Source organism: Pseudarthrobacter sp. C1 (assembly GCF_034720455.1).
Lineage (GTDB): Bacteria > Actinomycetota > Actinomycetes > Actinomycetales > Micrococcaceae > Arthrobacter.
Window position 1 is genome coordinate 191,360 of record NZ_JAYESK010000006.1, and the last position, 24,655, is coordinate 216,014.

General features: G+C 66.1%; 27 protein-coding genes and 1 pseudogene. 25 read left to right on the plus strand and 3 right to left on the minus strand.

What is annotated here, in order from left to right:
- Window positions 1-76: 76 nt before the first annotated feature.
- Window positions 77-934 (plus strand): prephenate dehydratase, encoded by an 858-nt coding sequence (locus tag U7114_RS12430; protein ID WP_157240564.1) that lies wholly within the window; start codon window positions 77-79, stop codon window positions 932-934.
- On the opposite strand, the gene U7114_RS12435 is transcribed toward U7114_RS12430, so the two are convergent.
- On the minus strand, window positions 916-2,826 hold the full coding sequence (locus tag U7114_RS12435; RefSeq protein WP_323057524.1) for an FAD-binding monooxygenase: 1,911 nt from the start codon (window positions 2,824-2,826) through the stop codon (window positions 916-918). The genes U7114_RS12430 and U7114_RS12435 overlap by 19 nt on opposite strands.
- 218 nt (window positions 2,827-3,044) lie before the next feature.
- On the opposite strand from U7114_RS12435, the gene U7114_RS12440 reads away from it, so the two are divergent.
- From U7114_RS12440 to U7114_RS12500, 13 genes are all read left to right on the plus strand, one after another.
- Complete coding sequence (locus U7114_RS12440; protein WP_323057525.1) at window positions 3,045-4,505, plus strand: fumarylacetoacetate hydrolase family protein; 1,461 nt, start codon at window positions 3,045-3,047, stop codon at window positions 4,503-4,505.
- Window positions 4,498-5,181: a GntR family transcriptional regulator gene (locus tag U7114_RS12445; RefSeq protein WP_323057526.1), complete on the plus strand. Its 684-nt coding sequence runs from the start codon at window positions 4,498-4,500 to the stop codon at window positions 5,179-5,181. The genes U7114_RS12440 and U7114_RS12445 overlap by 8 nt, the downstream gene beginning before the upstream one ends.
- A gap of 68 nt (window positions 5,182-5,249) precedes the next feature.
- Window positions 5,250-6,764 carry a 5-carboxymethyl-2-hydroxymuconate semialdehyde dehydrogenase gene (gene hpaE / locus U7114_RS12450; RefSeq protein WP_323057527.1) on the plus strand — a complete coding sequence of 505 codons (1,515 nt, stop codon included), beginning with the start codon at window positions 5,250-5,252 and terminating at the stop codon, window positions 6,762-6,764.
- A gap of 29 nt (window positions 6,765-6,793) precedes the next feature.
- Window positions 6,794-7,903 (plus strand): 3,4-dihydroxyphenylacetate 2,3-dioxygenase, encoded by a 1,110-nt coding sequence (gene hpaD, locus U7114_RS12455; protein WP_157240556.1) that lies wholly within the window; start codon window positions 6,794-6,796, stop codon window positions 7,901-7,903.
- Between the two features lie 3 nt (window positions 7,904-7,906).
- Window positions 7,907-8,692, plus strand: coding sequence for a 2-oxo-hept-4-ene-1,7-dioate hydratase (gene hpaH / locus U7114_RS12460; RefSeq protein ID WP_323057528.1), 786 nt, complete (start codon window positions 7,907-7,909; stop codon window positions 8,690-8,692).
- Window positions 8,677-9,489 carry an HpcH/HpaI aldolase/citrate lyase family protein gene (locus U7114_RS12465; protein WP_323057529.1) on the plus strand — a complete coding sequence of 271 codons (813 nt, stop codon included), beginning with the start codon at window positions 8,677-8,679 and terminating at the stop codon, window positions 9,487-9,489. Before hpaH ends, U7114_RS12465 begins: the two co-directional genes overlap by 16 nt.
- Window positions 9,490-9,592: 103 nt before the next feature.
- Complete coding sequence (locus U7114_RS12470; protein ID WP_323057530.1) at window positions 9,593-10,645, plus strand: D-2-hydroxyacid dehydrogenase; 1,053 nt, start codon at window positions 9,593-9,595, stop codon at window positions 10,643-10,645.
- Window positions 10,646-10,679: 34 nt separating this feature from the next.
- Complete coding sequence (locus U7114_RS12475; protein ID WP_323057531.1) at window positions 10,680-11,417, plus strand: fumarylacetoacetate hydrolase family protein; 738 nt, start codon at window positions 10,680-10,682, stop codon at window positions 11,415-11,417.
- Window positions 11,418-11,536: 119 nt separating this feature from the next.
- Window positions 11,537-12,337, plus strand: a complete 801-nt coding sequence (locus U7114_RS12480) for an IclR family transcriptional regulator (protein ID WP_066279747.1) — start codon at window positions 11,537-11,539, stop codon at window positions 12,335-12,337.
- 145 nt (window positions 12,338-12,482) lie between these two features.
- A complete protein-coding gene (locus U7114_RS12485; RefSeq protein WP_323057532.1) occupies window positions 12,483-13,832 on the plus strand; it encodes an MFS transporter in 1,350 nt (449 codons plus the stop codon).
- Between the two features lie 99 nt (window positions 13,833-13,931).
- Window positions 13,932-14,915: an NAD(P)-dependent oxidoreductase gene (locus tag U7114_RS12490; RefSeq protein ID WP_323057533.1), complete on the plus strand. Its 984-nt coding sequence runs from the start codon at window positions 13,932-13,934 to the stop codon at window positions 14,913-14,915.
- Window positions 14,912-15,682 carry an SDR family oxidoreductase gene (locus U7114_RS12495; protein WP_321214647.1) on the plus strand — a complete coding sequence of 257 codons (771 nt, stop codon included), beginning with the start codon at window positions 14,912-14,914 and terminating at the stop codon, window positions 15,680-15,682. The genes U7114_RS12490 and U7114_RS12495 overlap by 4 nt, the downstream gene beginning before the upstream one ends.
- Window positions 15,682-16,800: an L-idonate 5-dehydrogenase gene (locus U7114_RS12500; RefSeq protein ID WP_323057534.1), complete on the plus strand. Its 1,119-nt coding sequence runs from the start codon at window positions 15,682-15,684 to the stop codon at window positions 16,798-16,800. Before U7114_RS12495 ends, U7114_RS12500 begins: the two co-directional genes overlap by 1 nt.
- Before the next feature lie 64 nt (window positions 16,801-16,864).
- On the opposite strand, the gene U7114_RS12505 is transcribed toward U7114_RS12500, so the two are convergent.
- A complete protein-coding gene (locus U7114_RS12505; RefSeq protein ID WP_104999301.1) occupies window positions 16,865-17,122 on the minus strand; it encodes a metal-sensitive transcriptional regulator in 258 nt (85 codons plus the stop codon).
- A gap of 122 nt (window positions 17,123-17,244) precedes the next feature.
- Between U7114_RS12505 and U7114_RS12510 the strand changes: the two genes are divergently transcribed.
- The 8 genes and pseudogenes from U7114_RS12510 to U7114_RS12540 all read left to right on the plus strand — a co-directional run bounded on the left by U7114_RS12510 (window position 17,245) and on the right by U7114_RS12540 (window position 21,599).
- Entirely contained in the window at window positions 17,245-17,859 is a 615-nt protein-coding gene (locus U7114_RS12510; protein WP_323057535.1) for a rhodanese-like domain-containing protein, read from the plus strand.
- Window positions 17,856-18,617 carry a sulfite exporter TauE/SafE family protein gene (locus tag U7114_RS12515; RefSeq protein ID WP_323057536.1) on the plus strand — a complete coding sequence of 254 codons (762 nt, stop codon included), beginning with the start codon at window positions 17,856-17,858 and terminating at the stop codon, window positions 18,615-18,617. Before U7114_RS12510 ends, U7114_RS12515 begins: the two co-directional genes overlap by 4 nt.
- A gap of 25 nt (window positions 18,618-18,642) precedes the next feature.
- The gene (locus U7114_RS12520) at window positions 18,643-18,984 is read left to right on the plus strand and encodes a rhodanese-like domain-containing protein (protein WP_323057537.1); all 342 of its coding nucleotides are present in this window, start codon (window positions 18,643-18,645) and stop codon (window positions 18,982-18,984) included.
- A 32-nt stretch (window positions 18,985-19,016) separates the two neighbouring features.
- The gene (locus U7114_RS12525) at window positions 19,017-19,313 is read left to right on the plus strand and encodes a rhodanese-like domain-containing protein (RefSeq protein WP_323057538.1); all 297 of its coding nucleotides are present in this window, start codon (window positions 19,017-19,019) and stop codon (window positions 19,311-19,313) included.
- 57 nt (window positions 19,314-19,370) lie between these two features.
- Window positions 19,371-19,733: a thioredoxin gene (trxA, locus tag U7114_RS12530; protein ID WP_323057539.1), complete on the plus strand. Its 363-nt coding sequence runs from the start codon at window positions 19,371-19,373 to the stop codon at window positions 19,731-19,733.
- Window positions 19,711-19,911, plus strand: a pseudogene (locus U7114_RS19395) (rhodanese-like domain-containing protein); the annotation flags it as partial. The gene trxA and the pseudogene U7114_RS19395, both read left to right, overlap by 23 nt.
- A gap of 114 nt (window positions 19,912-20,025) precedes the next feature.
- Entirely contained in the window at window positions 20,026-21,435 is a 1,410-nt protein-coding gene (locus U7114_RS12535; RefSeq protein ID WP_321214653.1) for an MBL fold metallo-hydrolase, read from the plus strand.
- A gap of 11 nt (window positions 21,436-21,446) precedes the next feature.
- Window positions 21,447-21,599: a hypothetical protein gene (locus U7114_RS12540; protein WP_323057540.1), complete on the plus strand. Its 153-nt coding sequence runs from the start codon at window positions 21,447-21,449 to the stop codon at window positions 21,597-21,599.
- A gap of 15 nt (window positions 21,600-21,614) precedes the next feature.
- On the opposite strand, the gene U7114_RS12545 is transcribed toward U7114_RS12540, so the two are convergent.
- On the minus strand, window positions 21,615-21,965 hold the full coding sequence (locus U7114_RS12545; protein WP_323057541.1) for a metalloregulator ArsR/SmtB family transcription factor: 351 nt from the start codon (window positions 21,963-21,965) through the stop codon (window positions 21,615-21,617).
- 98 nt (window positions 21,966-22,063) lie between these two features.
- On the opposite strand from U7114_RS12545, the gene arsB reads away from it, so the two are divergent.
- Genes arsB through trxB form a run of 3 tightly spaced genes read left to right on the plus strand, consistent with a single transcriptional unit; the run spans window position 22,064 to window position 24,636 of the window.
- Window positions 22,064-23,158 (plus strand): ACR3 family arsenite efflux transporter, encoded by a 1,095-nt coding sequence (arsB, locus tag U7114_RS12550; protein ID WP_323057542.1) that lies wholly within the window; start codon window positions 22,064-22,066, stop codon window positions 23,156-23,158.
- A gap of 24 nt (window positions 23,159-23,182) precedes the next feature.
- Window positions 23,183-23,605 (plus strand): arsenate reductase ArsC, encoded by a 423-nt coding sequence (locus U7114_RS12555; protein WP_104999201.1) that lies wholly within the window; start codon window positions 23,183-23,185, stop codon window positions 23,603-23,605.
- Window positions 23,606-23,658: 53 nt separating this feature from the next.
- Entirely contained in the window at window positions 23,659-24,636 is a 978-nt protein-coding gene (gene trxB / locus U7114_RS12560; RefSeq protein WP_321216309.1) for a thioredoxin-disulfide reductase, read from the plus strand.
- The last annotated feature ends 19 nt before the right edge of the window (window positions 24,637-24,655 follow it).

Sequence of the window (24,655 nt, forward strand, 5' to 3'; positions counted from 1 at the left end):
CGTTTTGGCCGCCCCAAAAGACACTTAGCGCTACCCAGTTGGGCGGGCGGGGGCGGGGCGTGAAACCATACGGATCATGGCCCAGAAGATTGCGTACCAGGGTGAGCCCGGCGCCAACTCCAATATCGCGTGCAAGCAGATGTTCCCCGACATGGAAAGCGTGCCCTGCGCGAGCTTCGAGGACGCGTTTGAACTCGTGTCCAGCGGCGAGGCCGAGCTGGCCATGATCCCGATCGAGAACTCCATCGCCGGCCGGGTGGCGGACATCCACATCCTGCTGCCGCAGTCCAACCTGCAGATCGTGGGGGAGTTCTTCCTGCCCATCCACTTCGACCTGCTTGGCATCCCGGGCAGCACCATCGAAGGTGCCACCGAGGTGCACAGCCACATCCACGCCCTGGGCCAGTGCCGGAAGCTCATCCGCGAGCACGGCCTCAAGCCCGTCATCGCCGGCGACACCGCGGGTTCCGCCCGGGAAGTCAGCGAGTGGAACGATCCCCGCAAGCTGTCCCTCGCTCCCCCGCTCGCGGCCCAGATCTATGGCCTGGAAGTGCTGGCCTCACGAGTTGAGGACGACCCCTCCAACACCACGCGCTTCGTGGTCCTGGCCCGGGAAAAGGAGCTGCCGGCGCGGGATGAGCTTCCCGGACCGGCAGTCACCAGCTTTGTGTTCCGCGTCCGCAACGTCCCCTCGGCCCTGTACAAGGCGCTGGGCGGCTTCGCCACCAACGGCGTGAACATGACCCGGCTGGAAAGCTACATGGTGGGCAACGAATTCGCCGCCACCATGTTCATGGCCGACGTCGAAGGCCACCCCGAGGACCTGCCGTTGAAGCTGGCCCTCGAGGAACTGGACTTCTTCACCACCGAGGTGCGGATCCTGGGCGTCTACTCCGCCGCGGACTACAGGACGGCTCAGACCGTCAGCGGCTGACCCGCTGCATGGCGCGGCTTCAGGAGACCGGCGAAGAACTCCGCCAGCTCCGCCGTCGCCGCGAGCGGCAGGACGTTGGCCACGTACTGGTCCGGACGGACCACCACCACCACGCCGCCGCGGTCCAGGCCCCGCAGCTCGAAGATGTCCGCGTTGGGATCGGTGGCGTACACCTTCTCGTAGTCGGTCAGCTTGAACGGGCCCACCTGCGGCCTGAACACCGCCGGTACCGCGTTGATGTCAACGGCGGTGTGGGGCTGCTGGTAGACCACTTTCACGTCGAACCAGGCATCCGGGTCAGCGTCCGACGGCGTCGCGGCCAGCGGTGACTGCGGCGAGTTCGCCAGCCACTCGGCGAAGTCCGCCACACCTGAGTGCCCGCCGGCCGGTGCCGCGTCGGCGAAAACGTAGATCCGCCAGCGGCCGTCAGCCGTAGCGTGGTGGCCCAGGTGCATCGGGTTGGTATCGCCCACCCGCACCACGGGCGCCGATTTGAAGCGCTTGCCCACGGGAAAACCCGTGGCCAGGTCCTGGTGGATGTCGCTGCCGGTCACCATCGACGGCGTGTACTGGGTCATGAAGCCGGCCGGGAATTCAGCGGTGCGCACGTAGAAGTCCTCAAGGTCAGAGGGGTGTTCGAACTCTTCGGGCTTCTTGGCCATCATGGTGGACCACTCCTTATCGAAATCGATAAGGTTCTTCGCCACCACCTGGCGCTCCTCGGAGTAGGTGGACAGCAGGCTCTCCGGGCTGCGGCCTTCCAGCACGTGCCCCAGCTTCCAGGCCAGGTTGAAGCCGTCCTGCATGGAGACATTCATGCCCTGGCCGGCCTTGGCACTGTGGGTGTGGCAGGCGTCGCCGGTGATGAACACCCGCGGTGTGCGGGTGCCGCGGTCCTCCGGCAGGACGTCGTCGAACCTGTCCGTCAGGCGGTGGCCCACCTCGTAGACGCTGTGCCATGCCACGTCGCGCACGTCCAGCGTGTAGGGGTGGAGGATCTCGTTGGCCTTGTGGATGATCTGCTCGATGGTGGTTTTGCGGATGGCGCCCTTGGTGTCCGGATCCACCTCGCCAAGGTCCACGTACATGCGGAAGAGGTAGCCGCCTTCCCGGGGGATCAGCAGGATGCTGCCTTTCTCACCCTGGATGGCGCACTTGGTGCGGATGTCCGGGAAGTCGGTAACGGCCAGGACATCCATAACGCCCCAGGCGTGGTTGGCGGCGTCGCCGGCGAGGTGGCAGCCAATGGCGTCCCGCACCTTGCTGCGGGCGCCGTCCGCACCAACAACGTACTTAGCGCGGACCACCCGCTCCTGGCCTTCGCTTGGGCCGGAGGTGCGGGCGAGGGTCACAGTGACGGGGTACTCCCCCTGGCCCGTGACTTCAAGGCCGCGGAATTCGTAGCCGTAGTCGGGCTTCATGCGGGTGGGCGAGTTGGCCATGACCTCGGCGAAGTAATCGAGGACGCGGGCCTGGTTCACGATGAGGTGCGGGAATTCACTGATCCCCATCTCGTCGTCCACGGCACGGGCGGCCCGGACGATGCGCGAGTGGTCCGCCGGGTCCGGCTTCCAGAACGCCATTTCGGTGATCCTGTATGCCTCGGCGATGATCCGCTCGGCAAAACCGAAGGCCTGGAACGTCTCCACGCTCCGGGCCTGGATGCCGTCCGCCTGGCCGATGGGAAGACGCCCTTCCCGGCGTTCAACAATGCGCGTTGTGACATTCGGGAACTGGGAAAGCTGCGCGGCTGCAAGCATGCCGGCAGGTCCGGTGCCCACAATCAGCACGTCGACTTCGTCCGGAAGGTCAGCAGGCCGGTTGATCCCGACGCCTGCCGCAGGCTTGACCCGGGGGTCGCCCGACACGTAACCGTGGTGGTGAAACTGCACGGGATTCCTCACTTCGTTGTGTGGCGCTTCAGCTGCACGAGCTGTTCGATAATAGAATTTCAGGTTCCATATAAGAAACCCTGCGATTGAGCACCACAGTACGCCACCTGTGACGGGGACTACAAGGGACCGGGATTCCCTTGGGAAAAGGGGTTGACGAACGCCGACGCGAGCGCGATAGTGATCGTATACGATTTTGTACTCGATGAGGAGACGCTTTGGAGCAGGTCAACGGGGACACCCTTGCAGCGGCACGCAAGGTCATCGCGGTGCACATCAACTACCCCAGCCGGGCCGCGCAGCGGGGACGCACGCCGGCCCAGCCGTCGTACTTCCTCAAGCCGTCGTCGTCGCTCTCGCTGAGCGGCAGCGCGGTGGAACGGCCTGCCGGCTGCGAGCTCCTCGGCTATGAGGGGGAGATTGCCCTGGTCATCGGCAAGGCCGCCCGCCGGGTCGGGCTCGAGGACGCGTGGAGCCACGTCGCCGCCGTTACCGCGAGCAACGACCTGGGCGTGTATGACCTGCGCTGGGCGGACAAAGGCTCGAACCTGCGTTCCAAGGGCGGCGACGGCTTCACTCCCGTGGGCCCCGCACTGATCCCGGCAGACGCCGTCGACCCCTCCCGCCTCCGCATCCGCACCTGGCACAACGGCCAGCTCGTCCAGGACGACACCACGGAGGACCTGCTTTTCCCGTTCGCCCGCCTGGTCGCCGACCTCTCCCAGCTGCTCACCCTCGAGGAAGGGGACATCATCCTCACCGGCACCCCCGCCGGCGCCTCCGTGGCCAGGCCCGGAGACGTGCTGGAGGTGGAAGTCTCCGCCGGAGACCTCACCACGGGCCGCCTGGTCACCAGGGTGGAGGAAGGCACGACGCCGTTCGCCGACTTTGGTGCCGGCCCCAAGGTTGACGATGTGCAGCGGGAGGAAGCGTGGGGTTCGCGCGAAGCTGCCGGACTTCCTGCCCCTGCCAGCGTCCTCACCCCGGAACTGAAAGCCAAACTCGAGAGCGTCGCCACGGCAACGCTGTCCTCGCAGCTGCGCAAGCGGGGCCTGAATAACGTCAGTATCGACGGGCTGCAGGCCACGCGCCCGGACCGCCGCGTCGTCGGGCTGGCCCGGACCCTGCGCTACGTCCCCAACCGGGAGGACCTGTTCAAGTCCCACGGCGGCGGCTTCAACGCCCAGAAGCGCGCCATCGATTCCGTGAACGAGGGCGAAATCCTGGTGATGGAGGCCCGCGGCGAGAAAGGCACCGGGACGGTGGGTGACATCCTGGCCCTGCGCGCCCAGGTCCGCGGCGCCGCGGCGATCATCACGGACGGCGGCGTCCGGGACTACGCCGCCGTGGCCGGACTGGAGATGCCCACCTATTTCGCCAACCCGCACCCCGCGGTGCTGGGACGCCGCCACGTTCCGTGGGACACGGACATCACCATCGCCTGCGGCGGTACGGCGGTGCAGCCCGGCGACATCATCGTGGCCGACTCCGACGGCATCCTGGTGATCCCGCCGGCCATCGCCGGGGAACTCGTCGAGGACTGCATTCGGCAGGAACAGGAGGAGGCGTTCATCTTCGAGATGGTGAAGCAGGGCAACAGCGTTGACGGCCTCTACCCCATGAACGCCGAGTGGCAGGCACGGTACGAGGACTGGAAAGCGGGCAAGAGCAATGACTGAGGCAGTATTGGCCGCGGGCAGCAAGTCGCAACAGGCCTACGACGCGGTAAAGGCCCGGATTGTGGAAGGAACCTACACCCCCGGGTACCGGCTGGTGCTCGGCAGCATCGCCAAGGACCTCGGGTTCAGCGTGGTCCCGGTCCGGGAAGCCATCCGCCGGCTCGAGGCCGAAGGACTGGTGAAGTTCGAACGCAACGTGGGCGCCACCGTGGCCGGGATCGACCCCACCGAGTACCTCTACACCATGCAGACCCTGAGCATCGTGGAAGGTGCCGCCACCGCGCTGTCTGCTCCGCTGGTCGATGCCGCGGCGATTGCCCGGGCCCGCGCCGTGAATGAGGAGATGCGCGAGTGCCTCCAGCATTTTGACCCCGTCCGCTTCACCCGGCTTAACCAGGACTTCCACAGCGTCCTGTTCGAGCGCTGCCCCAACCCGCACATCCTGGACCTGGTCCACCGCGGCTGGAACCGGCTGGCAGCTTTGCGGTCCTCCACGTTCCGCTTTGTCCCGGGCCGTGCCCGCGAATCGGTGGAGGAGCACGAAGGGCTGCTGCAGCTCATCGAATCCGGAGCAGACGCCGATTCCATCGAGAAGGCCGCCCGCCTGCACCGCTCCGCCACCCTGGACGCCTACCTCGCCCAGACCACCCCGCAACCAGCAACGCGGGGTCACTAAACGCCCAATAAACGGCCCCAATCGGCCCAGAAGTGACCCCGCGTTGAACTATCACGAAGGAAACAACAATGACGTTCACTGCAGAACAGTCCGCCACCCACTACGTGCCGCAGGACCTTCCCAACCACATCCAGCACTACATCAACGGCCAGTTCGTCGACTCCGTCTCCGGCAAGACCTTCGATGTCCTGGACCCGGTATCCAACACCAACTACGCCACCGCCGCCGCAGGCCAGAAGGAGGACATCGACCTCGCCGTCGCCGCCGCCCGGGAAGCGTTCACCAACGGCCCGTGGCCGAAGATGAAGCCCCGAGAACGCGCCCGCGTCCTGAACAAAATCGCGGACGCCGTCGAGGCTCAGGAAGCCCGGCTCGCCGAGCTCGAGACGTTTGATACCGGCCTGCCCATCACCCAGGCCAAGGGCCAGGCCCTCCGCGCGGCGGAGAACTTCCGCTTCTTCGCCGACCTGATCGTGGCACAGTTCGACGACGCCATGAAGGTCCCCGGCTCACAGATCAACTACGTGAACCGCAAGCCGATCGGCGTCGCGGGCCTCATCACCCCGTGGAACACCCCGTTCATGCTGGAGTCCTGGAAGCTCGCCCCGGCCCTGGCCACCGGCAACACCGTGGTCCTCAAGCCGGCCGAGTTCACCCCGCTCTCCGCCTCGCTGTGGGCCACCATCTTCAAGGACGCCGGCCTCCCTGACGGGGTGTTCAACCTGGTCAACGGCCTCGGCGAGGAAGCCGGCGACGCCCTGGTCAAGCACCCGGACGTCCCGCTGATCTCCTTCACCGGCGAGACCACTACCGGCCAGACGATCTTCCGCAACGCCGCAGCCAACCTCAAGGGCCTGTCCATGGAACTCGGCGGCAAGTCACCCTGCGTGGTCTTCGCCGACGCCGACCTGGACGCCGCCATCGACTCGGCCCTGTTCGGCGTCTTCTCCCTCAACGGCGAGCGCTGCACCGCCGGCTCCCGGATCCTCGTGGAACGCGCCATCTACGACGAGTTCTGCGAAAAGTACGCCGCCCGCGCAAAGAACATCGTCGTCGGCGACCCCCATGACCCCAAGACCGAGGTCGGCGCCCTGGTCCACCCCGAACACTACGAAAAGGTGGCCTCCTACGTGGAGATCGGCAAATCCGAAGGCCGGCTCCTGGCCGGCGGCGGGCGGCCCGAAGGACTCCCCGACGGCAACTACATCGCACCCACGGTGTTTGCCGACGTCTCCCCGGATGCGCGGATCTTCCAGGAGGAGATCTTCGGCCCCGTTGTGGCGATCACCCCGTTCGAGAACGACGACGAAGCCCTCGCCCTGGCGAACAACACCAAGTACGGCCTCGCCGCCTACATCTGGACGCAGAACCTCACCCGCGCCCACAACTTCTCGCAGAACGTCGAGGCCGGCATGGTCTGGCTGAACAGCCACAACGTCCGCGACCTGCGCACCCCGTTCGGCGGCGTCAAGGCCTCGGGGCTGGGCCACGAGGGCGGCTACCGCTCCATCGACTTCTACACCGACCAGCAGGCCGTCCACATCACCCTCGGCACCGTCCACACCCCCAAATTCGGCGCCTAGCCAACCCCTTTCAAAGAAGAGAGACCAACATGAGCAACCCGTTCACCGGCCCCATCCCCACCCCAACTGTCCCGGCTCCGGACATCGTCCGCTGCGCCTACATGGAAATCGTGGTCACCGACCTCGCCAAATCCCGCGCGTTCTACGTGGACATGCTCGGCCTGCACGTCACCGAAGAAGACGAGAACGCCATCTACCTGCGCACCCTGGAGGAGTTCATTCACCACAACCTGGTGCTGCGCAAGGGACCCGTCGCCGCCGTGGCGGCCTTCGCCTACCGGGTGAAGTCCCCCGCCGAAGTGGACGCCGCAGAGGCGTACTACCGCGAGTTGGGCTGCCGGGTTGAACGCCGCAAGGAAGGCTTCACCAAGGGCATCGGAGACTCCGTCCGCGTCGAAGACCCGCTGGGCTTCCCCTACGAGTTCTTCTACGACGTGGAGCACGTGGAGCGCCTCACCCAGCGCTACGACCTCTACTCCGCCGGTGAGCTGGTCCGCCTGGACCACTTCAACCAGGTCACCCCCGACGTCCCGCGCGGCCGCAAATACCTTGAGGACCTCGGCTTCCGCGTCTCGGAGGATATCCAGGATTCCGACGGCGTCACGTACGCCGCATGGATGCACCGCAAGCAGACCGTCCACGACACCGCCCTGACCGGCGGCAACGGGCCGCGGATGCACCACATTGCCTTTGCCACGCACGAGAAGCACAACATCATCCAGATCTGCGACAAGATGGGCGCCCTGCGCATCAGCGACCGGATCGAACGCGGCCCCGGCCGGCACGGCGTGTCCAACGCCTTCTACCTCTACATCCTGGACCCGGACGGCCACCGTGTGGAGATCTACACCCAGGACTACTACACCGGCGATCCGGACAACCCCACCATCACCTGGGACGTCCACGACAACCAGCGCCGCGACTGGTGGGGCAACCCCGTGGTCCCCTCCTGGTACACCGAAGCCTCCCTGGTCCTGGACCTGGACGGCAACCCGCAGCCGGTCATCGAGCGCGAGGAAAAGAGCGAAATGGCGGTCACCGTGGGCGCCGACGGCTTCTCCTACACCCGGAAAACAGAAGGAGAAGGCGCCGGTGCCACTGAACAGAAGACCGGCTTCAAGCTGGGGGCGCAGGTCTAGATCATGCTGGATGACAGGACGATCGAGGCCATCGCGGACGAACTGCTTGAGGCGGGCCGTAACCGGAAACCTGTGCCGCGCCTGACCGCACGCTACCCGGACATGACGGTGGAGGACTCCTACGCCGTGCAGCAGTTGTGGCGGCGGCGGAACGAGGAAGCCGGACGGACCCTGGTGGGGCGCAAAATCGGCCTCACATCCAAGGCCATGCAGGCCGCCACCGGCATCACCGAACCGGACTACGGCGCCATCTTCGATGACATGGTGCTGGAAACCGGCTGCTCCGTGGACTGGGACCAGTACACCCACCCGCGGGTGGAAGTGGAACTGGCCTTCGTCCTGAAAGACGGGCTGAAAGGCCCGGCCTGCACCATCTTCGACGTCCTGAAAGCCACCGACTACGTGGTCCCGGCCCTGGAGATCCTGGATTCCCGGATCGAGATGGAAGGCAGGACCATCGTGGACACCATCTCGGACAACGCGGCGATGGGCGCTATGGTGATCGGCGGCCGGCCCGTAAAGCCCGACGCCGTGGACCTCCGCTGGGTCTCCGCCATCCTCTACAAGAACCAGACCGTTGAAGAGACCGGAGTCGCCGCCGGGGTCCTGGACCACCCGGCCAACGGCGTCCACTGGCTGGCCAACAAGATCGCCGCCCACGGCGACTCACTGAAAGCCGGCGACATCATCCTCGCCGGCTCCTTCACCCGCCCGCTCTGGGTGTACAAGGGAGATACCGTCCACGCCGACTACGGACCCCTGGGGAGTGTCACATGCCGCTTCGAATAGAGGACACCTTCCGCGACGCCCTCGCGGGGGCGGACCGGCCGCTGGCCGGGATGTGGGTGTGCTCCGGCAGCCCGCTGATCGCCGAGTTGTGCGCCGGATCCGGGCTGGACTGGCTCCTGGTGGACGCAGAGCACAGCCCCAACGGCCTCGAATCCATCCTCGCCCAGCTCCAGGCCACCCACGGCTACCCCGCCCACACCATGGTCCGCCCGCCCGCCAACGACACCGTGCTCATTAAGCAGTACCTGGACCTGGGCGTGCAGAACCTGCTCATCCCCATGGTCAACTCAGCCGCTGAGGCGGAAGCCGCCGTGGCCGCAACCCGCTACCCGCCGCAGGGCGTCCGCGGGGTCGGCTCGGCCCTGGCCCGCGCGGCACGCTGGAACCGGGTCCCGGACTACCTCGCCCGGGCCAACGAGACCATCAGCGTCACCGTACAGATCGAATCCGAAGCCGCGGTAGCCGTCGTGGAAAACATCCTGGCGGTCGACGGCGTCGACGCCATCTTCGTGGGCCCGTCCGACCTCGCCGCCTCCATGGGCCTGCTGGGACAGCAGGAACACCCCGAGGTGCGCGCCGCCGTCGAACACTGCCTCGCCGCCGCCAAAGCCGCCGGGAAACCCGCGGGCGTCAACGCCTTCCACCCTGACACCGCCCGGCACTACCTCGACCAGGGTGCCAACTTCATCCTGGTGGGCGCCGACGTCGCCCTCCTGGCAAGGGGCTCCGAAGCCTTGGCAGCGCAGTACATCCAGGCGGCGGAGGCTGCCGATGGCGACAACACCGCCAGCTACTGACGTCGTCCCGCATTCACCTGCCTCGCGTGGCGCCTCGCAGAGGTGAAGACAGCCAGCAGACCATATGTTCAGCATATTAGCCACAAGCCAGTATAGTGAACGAATGACCTCCACAATCACCCTTGCGATTGCTGTACCGCTCGAAGCAGAGCTGGTGGAGCAGATCCGCGCCGTCGATCCGTCAGTTACCGTCCTCTACGAGCCCGAGCTCCTGCCACCCGAGCGTTACCCGGCCGACCACTCCGGCGACCCGGCCTTCAAGCGCACTCCCGCCCAGGAAGAGCGCTACTGGGCCATGCTCAACAGCGCACAGGTGCTTTACGGCTTCCCCAACGAAAGCCCCGCCGGCCTCGCCCGCATAGCCCGCGAGAATCCGCGCCTGCAATGGATCCACGCAATGGCCGCAGGGGCGGGCGGAGCCGCCAAGGCCTCCGGACTGGACCAGGACATCCTGCAAAAGTTCAAGATCACCACATCAGCCGGCGTCCACGCCCTGCCCCTCGCCGAGTTCGCGGCGCTCGGAATCCTCAACGGCTTCAAACGGAGCGCAGAACTGGCCCAGGACCAGGCCGCCAAAACATGGCCTGAACTGCGGATCCCCACCCGCCTGGTCAACGGCTCCACATTGGTGGTCACCGGGCTGGGCGAAATCGGGCTGGAGACCGCAAGGATCGCCAGGGCGTTGGGGATGAAGGTCAGCGGAACCAAGCGGTCGGTGGAACACATCGACGGCATCGAGCAGGTGGTGGACAACACCGGCCTTCCGGCCCTGCTGGCCACGGCCGATGCAGTGGTGAACACGCTGCCCGGCACCGCCTTCACAGAGAAGCTTTACAACCATGAAACGTTCGCCGCCATGAAGCCCGGGACGGTCTTCATCAACGTGGGCCGGGGCACCGTCGTCGACGAAGAGGCCCTGCTGGAAGCCCTCGACAACGGCCAGGTCGGCTACGCCTGCTTGGACGTCTTCGCCGTCGAACCCCTTCCGGAGGACAGCCCCCTCTGGGAGCACCCCAGGGTCATGGTCTCCCCGCACACATCCGCCCTCAGTGCCGCCGAGAACCGCCTCATCACCGAGCGCTTCTGCAGCAACCTGCGGACCTTCCTCGACGGCGGCGACCTCCCCCACCTCGTGGACACGGTCCACTTCTACTAAGCCCCCCGGCTCGAAGCACGGTCAGGAGAGATCCATGCGCATCGCAAGAATCAAGACGGCAGAGGGAGGCCGGCACGCCGTGGAGCGGAGCGGGATGTGGCACCACATTGTTGATCCGTTCGAGGAACCCTTCAGCTACACAGGGCACACCACCTCCGGCGCAGATGCTGTGCTCCTCGCCCCGGTCCGGCCCGCTGTTGTGCTCGGCATCGGACACAACCGGACGCTGAACGACCATCCGCTGCCCATCCAGGCCTGGCATAAGTCTGTGCACACCCTCGCCAATCCCGGCGATCCGGTGGTCGCCGTCCGGGACCGCGGCACGGTGAACGTGGAAGGCGAACTCGCGGTGGTCATCGGGAAACAAGCGAAGGAGCTGACGCCCGGCAACGCCTTGGAGCATGTCCTCGGCTATACGTGCGTCAATGACGTGACCAACGTGGACCAGGGCCTGGTGGATGAACGGAACTTCCAGGGCAAGGCCGGCGTGAACTACACGCCCCTTGGCCCGTGGATCGAAACCGACATCCCGGATCCGGACCTTGTGGGAATCGACGTCATCGTCAACGGAGTGGCCCAGGCGAACTCCGGGACATCCAACCTGCCCTCCTCAGTGGTGGAGTGCCTCGTCTACGTTACTTCCTGGCTGACGCTGGAACCCGGCGACGTGCTTATGACAGGGGCTCCCGGGACCGCCGTGGCAGTCCTGCCGGGCGATCAAGTGGACATCGTGATCGAGGGAATCGGCACCCTTACAAACAAGGTCGCCTGAGTTCCCCCGCCTTCCGGAGCACGCATGGCATGGGACGCGATGACGCGCGCCCCTATGATGGATGGTGTTCAGTCAAATGAACACCAGTTCGTCCTGCCGCGGCAACCCGAAGGAGAATCATGGCCGATTCCCGCAACTCCGGCCCTCAACCAGACAACCAGGGCAACGCCTCACCCGCCCCCGCCGTCACGCGGGCGGCAGCCGTCCTGGATGCACTGGCCTCCTCCGCCACAGGCCGCCTCACCCTCAGCGACCTCTCGCGGGAAGTAGGCATCCCCAAATCATCCACGTCGAACCTGCTGCTGGCGCTGGAGGAAGCCCGGCTTATCAACCGGCAGGGCAGTGAGTTCACCCTTGGCCGCAAGCTGGTTGAACTCGGCGCGGCATACCTTGGCCGGCTGGATGAGGTGCAGGAGTTCTACCGCTACTGCGAGCAGGCTCCCGTCCTGTCCGGCGAAACGGTTCGCATCGCCATGCTCGACGGCTTGAACGTCATCTACCTAGCCCGCTACGAGGGCCACCCCGCCGTACGACTGACGTCGAATATCGGCGACAAAATGCCAGTCTCGCTCTGCGCAGTGGGCAAGGCACTGATAGCGCGGCTGCATGACCATGACATCGAGGAACTCTTCCCTGATGACGCGGAACTGCCCGTGCTGACGCCGAAGTCGCTGCGCACGGGAGCCGAATTCAAGGCACAGCTGCAGACCATCCGCGAACAGGGCTACGCCTTTGAGGACGAGGAATCCACCACCGGCGTGGTCTGCCTGGCCGTTGCCGTGCCCACCCGCGGAGCCCACGGTCCCAGCCTCGGCCTGTCAGTGACAGCGCTCAAGGCGACGTACACGCCTGAGCAGGGTGCCCAGATGGTCAAGGAACTCCAGGAACTCGCCCATTCCCTGGGCAACCCCATGGGGTAACCGCCGCCGCTTCCTTCACAAACGCATTCACCCTTGCCGTCTGTTCAACTTGCTGTATTCTGTTCAGCATAGTGATCGACGCAACAGGTGTCGTTGCTATCCCACCAGGCCAACGAGGGTCTGGAGTGCGTTTAAGGGAGTTACTGTGACAACTCGTACTAAATCACCGCAGACCGACAGGAACGGCCATGTGGTCGAACCGGGGCAGCTGCGAAGGGCAACGCTTGCCAGCTCTGTAGGGTCAGCCCTCGAGTACTACGACTTTTACATTTATGGCCTCGCGTCAGCACTGATCTTTGGTCCACTGTTCTTTTCCCCCCTGGGTGAAAGCGGTGCAGTCATCGCCTCGTTTGCCACGTACGGCGTCGGCTTTGCCGCAAGGCCCTTCGGCGGGGTGGTCTTTGGCTACATCGGAGACCGCTTCGGCCGGAAGATGGTGCTGATCCTCACCATCGGCCTGATGGGAATGGCGAGCTTCGCCATCGGCCTCCTGCCCACCTTTGAACAGGCCGGAATGCTCGGCGCCGTTCTGCTGGTGGCACTCCGCATCCTCCAAGGCCTCGGCGCCGGCGCCGAACAGGCCGGGGCAACCACGCTGATTTCGGAGGTGGCCCCGCGAAGCCGCCGCGGATTCTTCGCCTCCCTGCCCTTCGTGGGCATCCAGCTGGGCACCCTGCTCGGAGCGGGCACGTTCGCCCTGATGGCCCTCGCGGACAGGGATGTCCTGCTGGGCTGGCTGTGGCGGGTACCCTTCCTGGCCAGCGTCATCCTCATTGTCATTGCCGTATTTATCCGGCTCCGGCTGAAGGAAACTCCGGTCTTCCAGGAGCTTGAGAAGCACAAAGCCGTGGTCAAGAACCCGGTTGGCCAAATTTGGAAGCACTCCAAGAAGAACGTGCTCGTCGGGATCGGCCTGCGCATGGGCGAGAACGGCAACTCGTCGGTTTACTCCGCGCTTCTGGTCTCATTTATCAGCCTTCCGGCCGGCGTATTTCCGGGCGACAAGTTCATTGGCCCAACAGGCCTGCTGATCGCCGCAGGCTGCGCAGCAGTCATGGTGGTCACCTTCGGCGCCCTCTCCGACCGGTTCGGCCGGGTTCCCGTGTACCGCTACGGGGCACTTTTCCAGGCCCTCATCGCGCTGCCCGCGTTCTACCTGGTCACGCTGGGCAACGTCACGCTGGTCTGGGCAGTGATGGCCGTGGGCATCGCCCTGGGCGTGCAGTCCATGCTGGGTCCGCAGTGCGCCCTGCTGCCCGAACTCTTCGGCTCGCAGCACCGGTTCACCGGTGTGGCCCTCAGCCGTGAACTCTCGGCAGTCCTCGCCGGCGGTTTCGCACCCATGATCGGCGTTGCCCTGCTCGCAGCAACCAACCATTCCTGGCTGGTTCCCGCGCTGTACTCACTGGTCCTGGCCGCAATCTCCTTTGTCACCACGTTCTTCACTCCCGAAACCAACGGCCGCGACCTGGTGCTCGTGGAGGACGCCAAATAGAAGTCCCTGATCCTTGGGGGCGGCCCCTTGCGGGGGCCGCCCCCCGGGTTCGTCAGCAGCCCAGCACCCCAAGCCCCTCCGGTCCCCCAAAGGTTGAACATGAACAACGCCACCACCTCCGCCGCTCCACCCTCCGGCGCCGAACAAACCCGTCCGCGGGCCGGGTTTGTCGGGCTGGGGCTGATGGGCGCACCCATGGCCGCCAACCTGCTGCGGGCGGGATGGTCCGTCACGGGATGGAACCGCTCCCCCGCCGCTGTTGAAGACCTGCTGCGGCTGGGCGGGAGCGGCGCCGCCACGGTGGCGGACCTGAGGGACGAGCCGGTCATCATTTTTATGCTCCCCGATCTTTCCTTCATTGAAGATACCGCGGCAGGGCTCCTCGACGCATGGCGGTCCTCGCCGCCTGAACCGGGAACGCTCGTTGTGGTCATGAGCAGCGTTTCACCCGTGGGCGTCCAAGACTTCGGCCGCGCGGTTATCGAGGCAAGCGGCGGGAACGCCACAGTGCTGGATGCGCCCGTCAGCGGCGGTACACAGGGCGCAAAGCAAGGAGACCTCGCCATCATGGCAGGCGGCTCGGAAGAGGACTTCGCGCGGGTCCGGCCGGCACTGCAGGCCATGGGCGCAACAGTCCGGCGGCTCGGCGGGCTCGGGGCGGGCTCCTTGGCCAAAGCATGCAACCAGCTGGTTGTCGGCACCACGACGGCGGCCCTCGCCGAAGCAGCCGAGCTTGCGGAACGCTCCGGCCTGGAGGTCACGGCTCTCTTCGAGGTGCTCTCCGGCGGGCTCGCTGCAGGCCGGGTGCTGGAACTCGTAGGTCCCCGCCTGGCAGCAAAGGACTACACGCCCACAGGACCGGCCAAGTTCATGCACAAGGACCTGTCTTTTGTCGTGGAGAGTGCACGAAGCGTCGGTGCAGCTGCGCCGATGGCGTCCGCCGGGACCGAACTCTACGCGCAGTTGCTCGCGCAAGGCCTGGGGGACCTCGACCTGGCCGTGGTGCGTAAGGCCATTGCGAACCTCAGCACCACAGACGCTTCCCACAGCGGGACCGAAGCGGCCAAGGAGACTGCACGATGACTTCACTTTTCGACCTGACCGGGCGTGCGGCGCTAATTACCGGCTCCAGCCGGGGAATAGGCAACGCCCTTGCCCGTGCCCTGGCGGATGCCGGTGCAACGGTGGTGTTGAACGGGATGGATGCGGACCGCCTCAAGGCTGCAGAAACCTCCATGTCCGCCGATTTCCCGCCAGGCCGTATCCACAGCTGCGCCTTCGACGTTACCAAGGACGCGGAAGTGGCCCGTGCCGTGGCGTGGGTAGAGGAGAATGTGGGTCCGCTGGAGATCCTGGTCAACAATGCCGGAATCCAACACCGCGTCGCCATGGTTGACCTGGACGTCGAAGACTGGGAAAGGGTCATCACCACTGACCTCACCAGCGCTTTCCTCGTGGGCCGGGCAGCCGCCCGCTTCATGATCCCCCGTGGCCGCGGCAAGATCATCAACATCTGCTCCGTCCAGGCCGACCTTGCACGGCCCACCATCGCCCCCTACATCGCTGCCAAGGGCGGCCTGCGAAACCTCACCCGCGCCATGACGGCGGAATGGGCGGCTTCCGGCCTGCAGATCAACGCCATCGCCCCTGGTTACATCCACACCGAAATGACCCGGAACCTGGTGGACGATGAGCAGTTCAACACCTGGATCCTTGGGCGGACCCCCGCGCACCGCTGGGGCACCGTCCAGGACCTCGCCGGACCGGCAGTCTGGCTGGCCTCCAGCGGTTCAGATTTCGTGAACGGACAAACAATCTTCATCGACGGCGGAATGACGGTGGTGGTCTGATGCGCACCGTTGCCGAACTGCCGGCGGCGGGTCCCGCCGTCGTCGCCCATGCTGCAGGCGACCTGCGCATTGAAAGCATTCCGCTCCCGGCACCCCTGCCCGACCAGGCCGTGGTGGAGATTGCCTACGGCGGAATCTGCGGCTCCGACCTGCACTACTGGCTGCACGGTGCCGCCGGGGAATCGGTCCTGAAGGCCCCCATGGTGCTTGGCCACGAGATCGTGGGGACTGTCATCCGCGCGGCAGCGGACGGGTCGGGACCGGCTGAGGGCGCACCGGTCGCCGTGCATCCGGCCACGCCCGGGCCGGGAGAGGGTCCGGACTATGCCAGGTATCCCGAAGACCGGCCCAACCTGTCCCCAGGCTGCACCTATCTTGGAAGTGCCGCACGGTTCCCGCATACGGACGGCGCCTTCAGCAGGTACGTCAACCTGCCGTCGCGGATGCTGCGGGTCCTGCCGCCTGGCCTGGACCTGAAGGCAGCGGCGCTGATCGAACCGGCCAGCGTGGCGTGGCATGCCGTGAGCCGCGCCGGTGATGTCAGGGGCAAGACGTTCCTGGTGGTGGGCTGCGGCCCTATCGGTACGCTGACCGTCGCCGTCCTCAAGCGTGCGGGCGCGGCCCGCATCGTGGCCACGGACCTGCACCGAAAACCGCTCGACATTGCACTGGCAGTTGGAGCGGACGAGGTGCTGGAAGCCAGCGAGGCCCAGGCCCTGGCAGCGGTCCAGGCAGACATTGTTATCGAGTCCTCCGGCTCCCACTATGGATTGGCGACGGCCATCAAAGGAGCGGTGCGTGGCGGCAAAGTGGTGATGGTCGGCTTGCTCCCGTCCGGACCCCAGCCTGTACTGATCTCACTGGCTATCACCCGGGAGCTGGAATTGCTGGGATCATTCAGGTTCAACGACGAGATCGATGAGGTCATCGCCGCGCTGGGCGACGGGTCCCTGTTCGTGGCCCCGGTGACCACGCACGTCTTCCCGCTGGAACGCGGTCTCGAAGCTTTTGAAACGGCCAAGGACTCGGCCGAGTCCGGCAAGGTCCTGCTGGACTTCGATCCTGATGCGTCGCTCTCCACCGGACCAGGAGCTGCAGAAGCAGCACGCCCGCGCTAAAGGGACCGCGCCGGGGGCAGTTTGGGGGACCTGCACCCGGCGCGGAGTCTCTAATACCGCCTGGTTAGGCGAGGGAAAGGAAGAGCTTCTCCAGCTCTTTCCTGTCCATGGTGGCGTCCTCGCGGACAATGCACTGCTCCAGGCCGCTGGCGATGATCGCGAAGCCGGCCCTGTCCAGCGCCTTCGAGACGGCGGCGAGCTGCGTGACGATGTCCTTGCAGTCCCTGCCTTCCTCCAGCATCCGCGTCACGGCGGCGAGCTGGCCCTGGGCGCGCTTGAGGCGGTTGACCACTGGGGCCAGTTCAGTCGAGTCGAGTTCCATGAGGTCTCCGTAGGTGGGGTTCTTGCCTCCAACTATATACCCCTCGGGGTGTTTTTGACTACCCCAGGGGGTATCTGTAATACTCGGTGGGGTATTCGACTTCCCCCGACGAGAGGCCAACAATGACTTCCCCTTCCACGGCACCGGCCGTCACCGCCCTTGCTCCCGAGACCCTGCGCACCTGGATGGAACAGCACCAGGACCTCGTCGTCATCGACGTGCGCTCCGCCGCAGAATTCGAGTCCATGCACATCCGCGGCTCCTACAACGTGCCCCTGCCGCTGCTGTCCGAGCACACCGATGAGCTCGCCGCCCGCCTGGGATCCCGCGTGGTCCTGGTCTGCCAGTCCGGAGCGCGGGCCGAGCAGGCACGGCAGCGGCTGGGCAAGTCCGGGATCGACGGCGCCTACGTCCTGACCGGCGGGGCGCCCGGCTTCGCCGCCGCCGGCGGGGACGTCGTCAACGGCAAGGACCGCTGGGACCTGGAGCGCCAGGTCCGCCTCGCCGCAGGCTCCCTGGTGGTCCTGGGCCTGGCCGGCGGCAGGTTCGTCTCGCCGAAGATCCGCATGCTCGCCGGCGCCATCGGCACCGGCCTCACGTTTTCGGCGGCCACCAACACCTGCGCCATGGGCCAGGCCCTCTCGGCGATGCCGTGGAACAAGGCCGCCAAGGAACCCACCCGCGAAAGCGCCATTCTGACCCTCCCCGTCAACACCGAGCAGACGCCGGCAGCATGATTACGGCCCTGTCGCTGGGCCTCTTCGTCGGGATCGTCCTCGGTGTAGTAGGCGGCGGGGGCTCTATCATTGCTGTTCCCGCCCTGGTCTATGGCGTGGGGATGACCCCCGCCGAGGCCATCCCCACTTCCCTCCTGGTGGTTGGCGCTTCATCCTTGGCAGCGCTGATCCCACGCCTGCGCGAGGGCATCAACTGGCCCGTAGTGCTGATTGTCGGCGCAGCCGGCGTCCCCGCCGCGTGGGGCGGGACAGCGGTGGGTCGGCTGCTGGATCCGAACATACTGATGCTCGCCTTCGCGGTCATCATGGTGGCAGCGGGGATGCGCATGCTAATGAAGGCCAAGGAATCCGGCGGCGGATCCTGCAGCACGGGACCAAGCCGCGCCTTCCGCTCCTGCGCACCCAAGGCGGTGGGGGTTGGCGTACTCGTCGGATTCCTCACGGGGCTGCTCGGGGTGGGCGGCGGGTTCCTGATTACACCTGCCCTCACCCTGCTCCTGGGCCTGCGTATGAAGCAAGCCGTGGGTTCATCCCTTGCCATCATCGTGATCAATTCAGCGGCCGGTTTTGGTGCCCACGCTGCAGGATTCAGCATTGACTGGCCAGGCCTGCTGAGCTTTGCGGTGCCGGCGGTCCTTGGCTCCCTCGTCGCTGCCCGCCTCGCCCGCCGGCTGAAGGACAAACACGTCCGCATCTCTTTCGCGGTGCTCATCTTCGCAGTCGCGGCATGGGTCACCGCAAGTACCGTCACCGCCTAGCAAACCACCCCCCAAGGAGAACCCCATGGGCCTCATCAGCTCCCTGAAAAAAGCCTTCAGCAAGCCCTACAAAACCGTCTCAGTAGCTGAGGCCAAGGACCTCCTGTCCTCGGGCGCCGCGCTGATCGACGTCCGCTCCGCCCAGGAATGGCGCTCCGGACGCGCACCCCAGGCGAAGCACATCCCGCTGGACCGGCTGCAGACCGGCACCCCCGGCATCAACAAGAACCGGGCAGTGATAGCCATGTGCCAGTCCGGTGTCCGCTCCGCTTCAGCGGCGCGGCTCCTCGCTTCCCAGGGTTACGAGGCCTACTCCCTGCGCGGCGGTATGGGCGCCTGGCGCTCGGCCGGCGAACCCGTCCGCTAACAACTGCCCGCACCATTTCGAAGGAGAATCCCATGGCTGAAATCACCGTCACCGACGCCGAACAGCGTCTATCCACCGCCCGAATCCTCGATGTCCGCGAGGACTTCGAGGTCGGGGAAGGCATGATCCCCGGAGCCCTGCACATCCCCATGGGCCAGCTGCAGGCACGCCTGTCCGAACTGGGCCCTGCCGTCCCCGTCATAGTGGTCTGCCGTAGCGGCAACCGTTCAGCCCGCGTCGCCGACGCCCTCAACGGCGCCGGCTTCACCGCCGACACCATGGCCGGCGGCATGGTCGCCTGGACCCGCGCCGGCCTGCCCACCACCTGACTCCTGCATCCCGCCAGGAACCGCCACAACAAAAAGCCCGAAAGGACACGAAATACCATGGCTACCATCGACGTCACGGAACAGAGCTTCGCTGAGACCCTGGAGAACAACGACATTGTCTTCGTTGACTTCTGGGCGGCATGGTGCGGCCCCTGCCGCATGTTCGCCCCCACTTACGGCGCCGCGGCTGACCGGCACCCGGACATCACCTTCGCCAAAGTGGACACCGAAGCCGAACGGTCCCTCGCCGCCGCAGCGAACATCACCTCCATCCCCACCCTGATGGCTTTCAAGGACAGGACACTCGTCTTCTCCCAGCCTGGAGCCCTCAACGCCACCGGCCTCGAAGAAGTCATCCAGGAAGTAAGGAAGCTGGACATGGACAAGCTCCGCGCGGATGCAGCCCGGCAGCTGGCCTGAAACGGGGACGGCGGCGCAACCGTGGCGCACCATCACGGCCGACGGCCTGGCCGGCGTCTGGCCCCGCGCCGCGGTAGTGGACGTCCGGAGCCGGGAGGAGTATTCCATCGCCCGCATCCCGGGCAGCCTGAATGTCCCGCTGGATGACCTGCCCGCCCGCCTCGCAGACTGCCCCCACGCCATTCCTGACAGGCAGCAGCAGGCTTGCTGTATACCCCCAGGGGTATTAGCATTGATACCAGAGCACGCCTTAGACCTTCCCCTCCACCGCTTTCACGAAGGAGAGCAACAGATGCTTATCGAGCGTATTTACGATGAAGACCTTGCCCAGGCCAGCTACCTGATCGGCTGCCAGGCAAAGGGCGAAGCCGTGGTTGTCGACGGCCGCCGCGACATCGCGGTGTACCAGGACCTCGCCAGGAAGAACGGCATGAAGATCGTGGCCGTCACCGAAACCCACATCCATGCGGACTACCTTTCCGGCACCCGTGAACTGGCCGCCGCCACCGGCGCAACCATTTATGTCTCCGGTGAGGGCGGCCCGGACTGGCAGTACGAATTCGACGGCGAGCGGCTGTTCGACGGCGACACGATCACCCTCGGGAACATCAGCATCAAGGCGCTGCACACCCCCGGCCACACTCCGGAGCACCTCTCCTTCCTGGTGACGGACGGCGCGTTCAGCGACCAGCCGGGCTACCTGCTCTCCGGGGATTTCGTCTTCTCCGGCGACCTGGGACGACCCGATCTGCTCGACGAGGCCGCGGGCGGCGTCGACACCCGCTTCATGGGGGCCAAGCAGCTCTTCACCAGCCTCCGGGACAAGTTCCTGACCCTGCCGGACTATGTCCAGGTCCACCCTGCCCACGGTGCCGGCAGCGCCTGCGGCAAGGCGCTGGGCGCCATCCCCTCCTCCACGGTGGGCTACGAACGCCTCTACGCCTGGTGGGGCCCCTACCTCGCCGCCAACGACGAGCAGGGCTTCATCGACGAGCTCCTCGACGGCCAGCCGGACGCCCACGCCTACTTCGGCCGCATGAAGCGCGAAAACCGTGAAGGCCCGGCCGTCATGGGAGAACGCGCACCGCTGCCCGAACTCGCACCCGGCATCGTCGCTGCAGGCCTGGCGGAGGACACCCTGACCTTCATTGACACCCGTCCCAACAGCGAAGTCCACGAAGGCACGGTGGCACGTTCCCTGAACGTCCCTGCCGGCAAATCAGTGGCCAGCTACGGCGCCTGGGTAGTCAACCCGGAAACCGACAAGAACCCGCTGGTGCTGCTGGCACCGGACCAGGACACCGCCCAGGACATGTGGGACCACCTGGTGCGCGTCGGCATCGACAACGTCGCCGGCTACGTCACAAGCCTTGAAGGCCTCCCCGCCGCCGTCCCGAAGCTCATCCAGCCCGAGGAACTCGAGGACTTCGACGCCGCCATGGTCCTGGACGTCCGCAACAGGACCGAGCACACCGCGGGACACATCCCCGGATCGCACCAGCTCAGCGGCGGCCGCGCTATGTGGCACCTGGATGAACTTCCCGCCAACGGCACCATCGTGACCTACTGCCAGAGCGGGGTGCGCAACTCGGTCGCAGCCAGCGCGCTGCGCCGCGCCGGGTACGACGTCGTCGAACTGGACGGCAGCTACGCCGGCTGGAGCGCCTGGAAGCAGGCACGGGAATCCGTGTCCAGCAACTAGGCAAAGCAGTAATGACAGCGATCGCTTTGGGACTGCGCCAGAACCTGGCGCAGTCCCTGCTGATGGTCTGCCCCACCCTGCTCGCGGCGATCGCCGCGAGCACCGCAGCGTCCGGCTTCGCGGTGGCCGTGCGGATGCGCCGTTCAGACCACCGGCGGTATTAGGGCGGCGGCGGTGACCTAGAGCGCCGCGAGCATTCCGGCGACGCCGTCCAGGGCCCCCGGGACCAGCGAGTAGTAGGCCCACGTCCCGCGCTTTTCCCGGTGCAGGATCCCGGCTTCCACCAGGATCTTCAAGTGGTGGGAGACGGTGGGCTGGCCGAGGTCCAGTGGCTCCGTGAGGTCGCAGACGCAGGACTCCCCCGATTCCTCCGCCTTGACGATCGACAGCAGGCGCAGGCGGTTGGGATCGGCCAGTGCCTTGAAAACCAGGGCTTTCTGCTGGGCATCTGCCGCGCCGAGCACCGGCCTCCCCGACGGGACGCAGCAGGAAGCGTCGACGGCGGGTTCACGAGTCTGCAACGGGTTCATGGCTTCCATTATGCAATAGATTGACATTCATCGATATAGCTGGGGATACTTCACATATCGATTTCCATCAATCTATCGCCGAGCAGCACAGGAGACCCGTGAGCACCCGGACCGAGACACCGCCCATCCAAGGGGAAGAGGCCGTCGCCGGCAAGCTCTCCACCCTGGACCGCTTCCTCCCCGTGTGGATCATCGCTGCCATGGTGCTGGGCCTCCTCCTTGGCAACCTGGTCCCCGGCCTGGACACCGCGCTGGAAGCCGTCAAAGTGGGCGAAGTGTCGCTGCCCATCGCCGTCGGCCTTCTGGTCATGATGTACCCGGTGCTTGCGAAGGTCCGCTACGACCAGACCCGCCGTGTGCTGGGCGACCGGAAACTCATGGTGTCGTCCCTGGTGATCAACTGGGTCCTGGCCCCCGCATTCATGTTCGTCCTGGCCTGGCTCTTCCTCGCAGACCTTCCCGAGTACCGGACCGGCCTGATCATCGTGGGCCTGGCCCGGTGCATTGCCATGGTGATGATCTGGAACGACCTCGCCTGCGGTGACCGGGAATCCGCTGCCGTCCTGGTTGCCATCAACTCCCTGTTCCAGGTGGTTGCGTTCGGCGCGCTGGGCTGGTTTTACCTGCAGCTCCTGCCGTCCTGGCTGGGCCTTCCCACCACCAGCGCCGATTTCTCCTTCTGGGCCATCACCCTTTCAGTGCTGATCTTCCTGGGCGTCCCGCTGCTGGCCGGCTTCCTCACCCGCACCCTCGGCGAAAAAGCCCGGGGCCGCGACTGGTACGAGGAAAAATTCCTCCCCAGGCTCGGCCCCTGGGCGCTCTACGGCCTGCTGTTCACCATCACCCTCCTCTTCGCCCTGCAGGGAGGCACCATCACCGCCCGCCCGCTGGATGTAGCCCGCATCGCGCTACCGCTGCTGGTCTACTTCGTGGTTGTCTTCGGCGCGGGCATGCTGCTCGGCAAGTGGCTGGGCCTTGGCTACGCCAAGACCACCACACTGGCCTTCACGGCGGCGGGCAACAACTTCGAACTGGCCATCGCTGTGGCGATTGGCACCTTCGGCGTGACGTCCGGCCAGGCCCTTGCCGGCGTCGTCGGCCCCTTGATAGAAGTGCCCGCACTTGTTGCACTGGTGTATGCGGCCCTCTGGGCCCGCAAGCGCTTCTTCAGCCCCGCCACCGCTATCCTCTGACCACCGTTACCACCGGAGAACACCATGAGCACCGAAACCGCCAAGAAACCGTCCGTCCTGTTCGTCTGCGTCCACAACGCCGGCCGTTCCCAGATGGCCGCCGCCTTCCTCACCAGCCTTTCCAAGGGCGCCATCGAGGTGCGCTCCGCCGGCTCCCAGCCCGCGGACAAGATCAACCCGTCCGCCGTGGAAGCCATGGCCGAGGTGGGCATCGACATGTCCGCCGAGGTTCCCAAGGTCCTGACCACGGAGGCCGTGAAGGAATCCGACGTCGTCATCACCATGGGCTGCGGCGACGAATGCCCGTACTTCCCCGGCAAGCGCTACGAGGACTGGGTCCTCGAGGACCCCGCAGGCAAGGGCGTTGAATCCGTCCGCCCCATCCGCGACCAGATCAAAACCCGCATCGAGGGCCTGATCGAATCCCTCATCCCGGCCGCCAAGTAGATCCACAAGATTCCGACCCCCAGGAGATTCCCGTGAGCGAGACCGTGAACGCCGTGAACACAGAACAGTTGATCATCATCGGGTCCGGCCCTGCCGGCTACACCGCCGCCATCTACGCCGCCCGGGCAGGGCTCAAGCCCCTGGTCCTGGCCGGCTCGGTCACCGCCGGCGGCGCCCTGATGAACACCACTGAAGTGGAGAACTTCCCCGGTTTCCCGGGCGGCATCCAGGGTCCGGAACTCATGGACGGGCTGCAGGAACAGGCGGAGAAGTTCGGCGCGCAGGTGGTGTTCGACGACGTCACGGAAGTCTCGCTGGCGGGCCACCTCAAGCGGGTGGTCACCGGCGGCGGCGACGTGCACGAGGCTCCCGCCGTCATCCTTGCCACCGGCTCCGCCTACAAGGAACTCGGGCTGCCGGAGGAGAAGAAGTTCAGCGGCCACGGCGTTTCCTGGTGCGCCACCTGCGACGGGTTCTTCTTCCGCGAGCAGGACATCATCGTGGTAGGCGGCGGCGACTCGGCCATGGAGGAGGCGATGTTCCTGACCCGGTTCGGCAAGTCCGTCACCGTCGTCGTGCGCAAGGGCGAACTGCGGGCCTCCCGCATCATGGCGCAGCGTGCCAAGGACAACCCCAAGATCAGCTTCGCCTGGAACTCCGCCGTCACCGCCATCCACGGCGATACCAAGGTCACCGGCGTCACGCTGACGGACACCCGCACCGGGGAAACCCGCCAGCAGGCCGCCACCGGAATCTTCGTCGCCATCGGCCACCTCCCGCGCACCGAACTCGTGGCCGGGCAGGTGGACCTGGACGACGAGGGCTACATCAAGGTGGACGCCCCCACCACGGTCACCAACCTCTCCGGCGTCTTCGCCTGCGGCGACGCCGTGGATCACCGCTACCGCCAGGCCATCACCGCGGCCGGCACCGGCTGCGCCGCCGCCCTGGATGCCGAACGCTACCTCGCGGCGCTCGAAGACGCGGACAGCATCGCCACCGCCCTGGTCGAGGAACCAACCCACGCCTGACCCGCCCCGCCCACCCAAG

What these genes read in the sequence shown, in the direction of transcription:
- U7114_RS12495 (WP_321214647.1), top strand. Translation starts at nt 14,912, where the DNA reads ATGACTTCACTTTTCGACCTGACCGGGCGTGCGGCGCTAATTACCGGC.
- hpaH (WP_323057528.1), top strand. Translation starts at nt 7,907, where the DNA reads ATGCTGGATGACAGGACGATCGAGGCCATCGCGGACGAACTGCTTGAG.
- U7114_RS12515 (WP_323057536.1), top strand. Translation starts at nt 17,856, where the DNA reads ATGATTACGGCCCTGTCGCTGGGCCTCTTCGTCGGGATCGTCCTCGGT.
- U7114_RS12540 (WP_323057540.1), top strand. Translation starts at nt 21,447, where the DNA reads ATGACAGCGATCGCTTTGGGACTGCGCCAGAACCTGGCGCAGTCCCTG.
- U7114_RS12480 (WP_066279747.1), top strand. Translation starts at nt 11,537, where the DNA reads ATGGCCGATTCCCGCAACTCCGGCCCTCAACCAGACAACCAGGGCAAC.
- U7114_RS12490 (WP_323057533.1), top strand. Translation starts at nt 13,932, where the DNA reads ATGAACAACGCCACCACCTCCGCCGCTCCACCCTCCGGCGCCGAACAA.
- U7114_RS12475 (WP_323057531.1), top strand. Translation starts at nt 10,680, where the DNA reads ATGCGCATCGCAAGAATCAAGACGGCAGAGGGAGGCCGGCACGCCGTG.
- U7114_RS12430 (WP_157240564.1), top strand. Translation starts at nt 77, where the DNA reads ATGGCCCAGAAGATTGCGTACCAGGGTGAGCCCGGCGCCAACTCCAAT.
- U7114_RS12545 (WP_323057541.1), bottom strand. Translation starts at nt 21,965, where the DNA reads ATGAACCCGTTGCAGACTCGTGAACCCGCCGTCGACGCTTCCTGCTGC.
- U7114_RS12525 (WP_323057538.1), top strand. Translation starts at nt 19,017, where the DNA reads ATGGCTGAAATCACCGTCACCGACGCCGAACAGCGTCTATCCACCGCC.
- U7114_RS12445 (WP_323057526.1), top strand. Translation starts at nt 4,498, where the DNA reads ATGACTGAGGCAGTATTGGCCGCGGGCAGCAAGTCGCAACAGGCCTAC.
- U7114_RS12500 (WP_323057534.1), top strand. Translation starts at nt 15,682, where the DNA reads ATGCGCACCGTTGCCGAACTGCCGGCGGCGGGTCCCGCCGTCGTCGCC.
- U7114_RS12555 (WP_104999201.1), top strand. Translation starts at nt 23,183, where the DNA reads ATGAGCACCGAAACCGCCAAGAAACCGTCCGTCCTGTTCGTCTGCGTC.
- trxA (WP_323057539.1), top strand. Translation starts at nt 19,371, where the DNA reads ATGGCTACCATCGACGTCACGGAACAGAGCTTCGCTGAGACCCTGGAG.
- hpaE (WP_323057527.1), top strand. Translation starts at nt 5,250, where the DNA reads ATGACGTTCACTGCAGAACAGTCCGCCACCCACTACGTGCCGCAGGAC.
- U7114_RS12510 (WP_323057535.1), top strand. Translation starts at nt 17,245, where the DNA reads ATGACTTCCCCTTCCACGGCACCGGCCGTCACCGCCCTTGCTCCCGAG.
- U7114_RS12535 (WP_321214653.1), top strand. Translation starts at nt 20,026, where the DNA reads ATGCTTATCGAGCGTATTTACGATGAAGACCTTGCCCAGGCCAGCTAC.
- U7114_RS12470 (WP_323057530.1), top strand. Translation starts at nt 9,593, where the DNA reads ATGACCTCCACAATCACCCTTGCGATTGCTGTACCGCTCGAAGCAGAG.
- U7114_RS12505 (WP_104999301.1), bottom strand. Translation starts at nt 17,122, where the DNA reads ATGGAACTCGACTCGACTGAACTGGCCCCAGTGGTCAACCGCCTCAAG.
- hpaD (WP_157240556.1), top strand. Translation starts at nt 6,794, where the DNA reads ATGAGCAACCCGTTCACCGGCCCCATCCCCACCCCAACTGTCCCGGCT.
- U7114_RS12520 (WP_323057537.1), top strand. Translation starts at nt 18,643, where the DNA reads ATGGGCCTCATCAGCTCCCTGAAAAAAGCCTTCAGCAAGCCCTACAAA.
- U7114_RS12465 (WP_323057529.1), top strand. Translation starts at nt 8,677, where the DNA reads ATGCCGCTTCGAATAGAGGACACCTTCCGCGACGCCCTCGCGGGGGCG.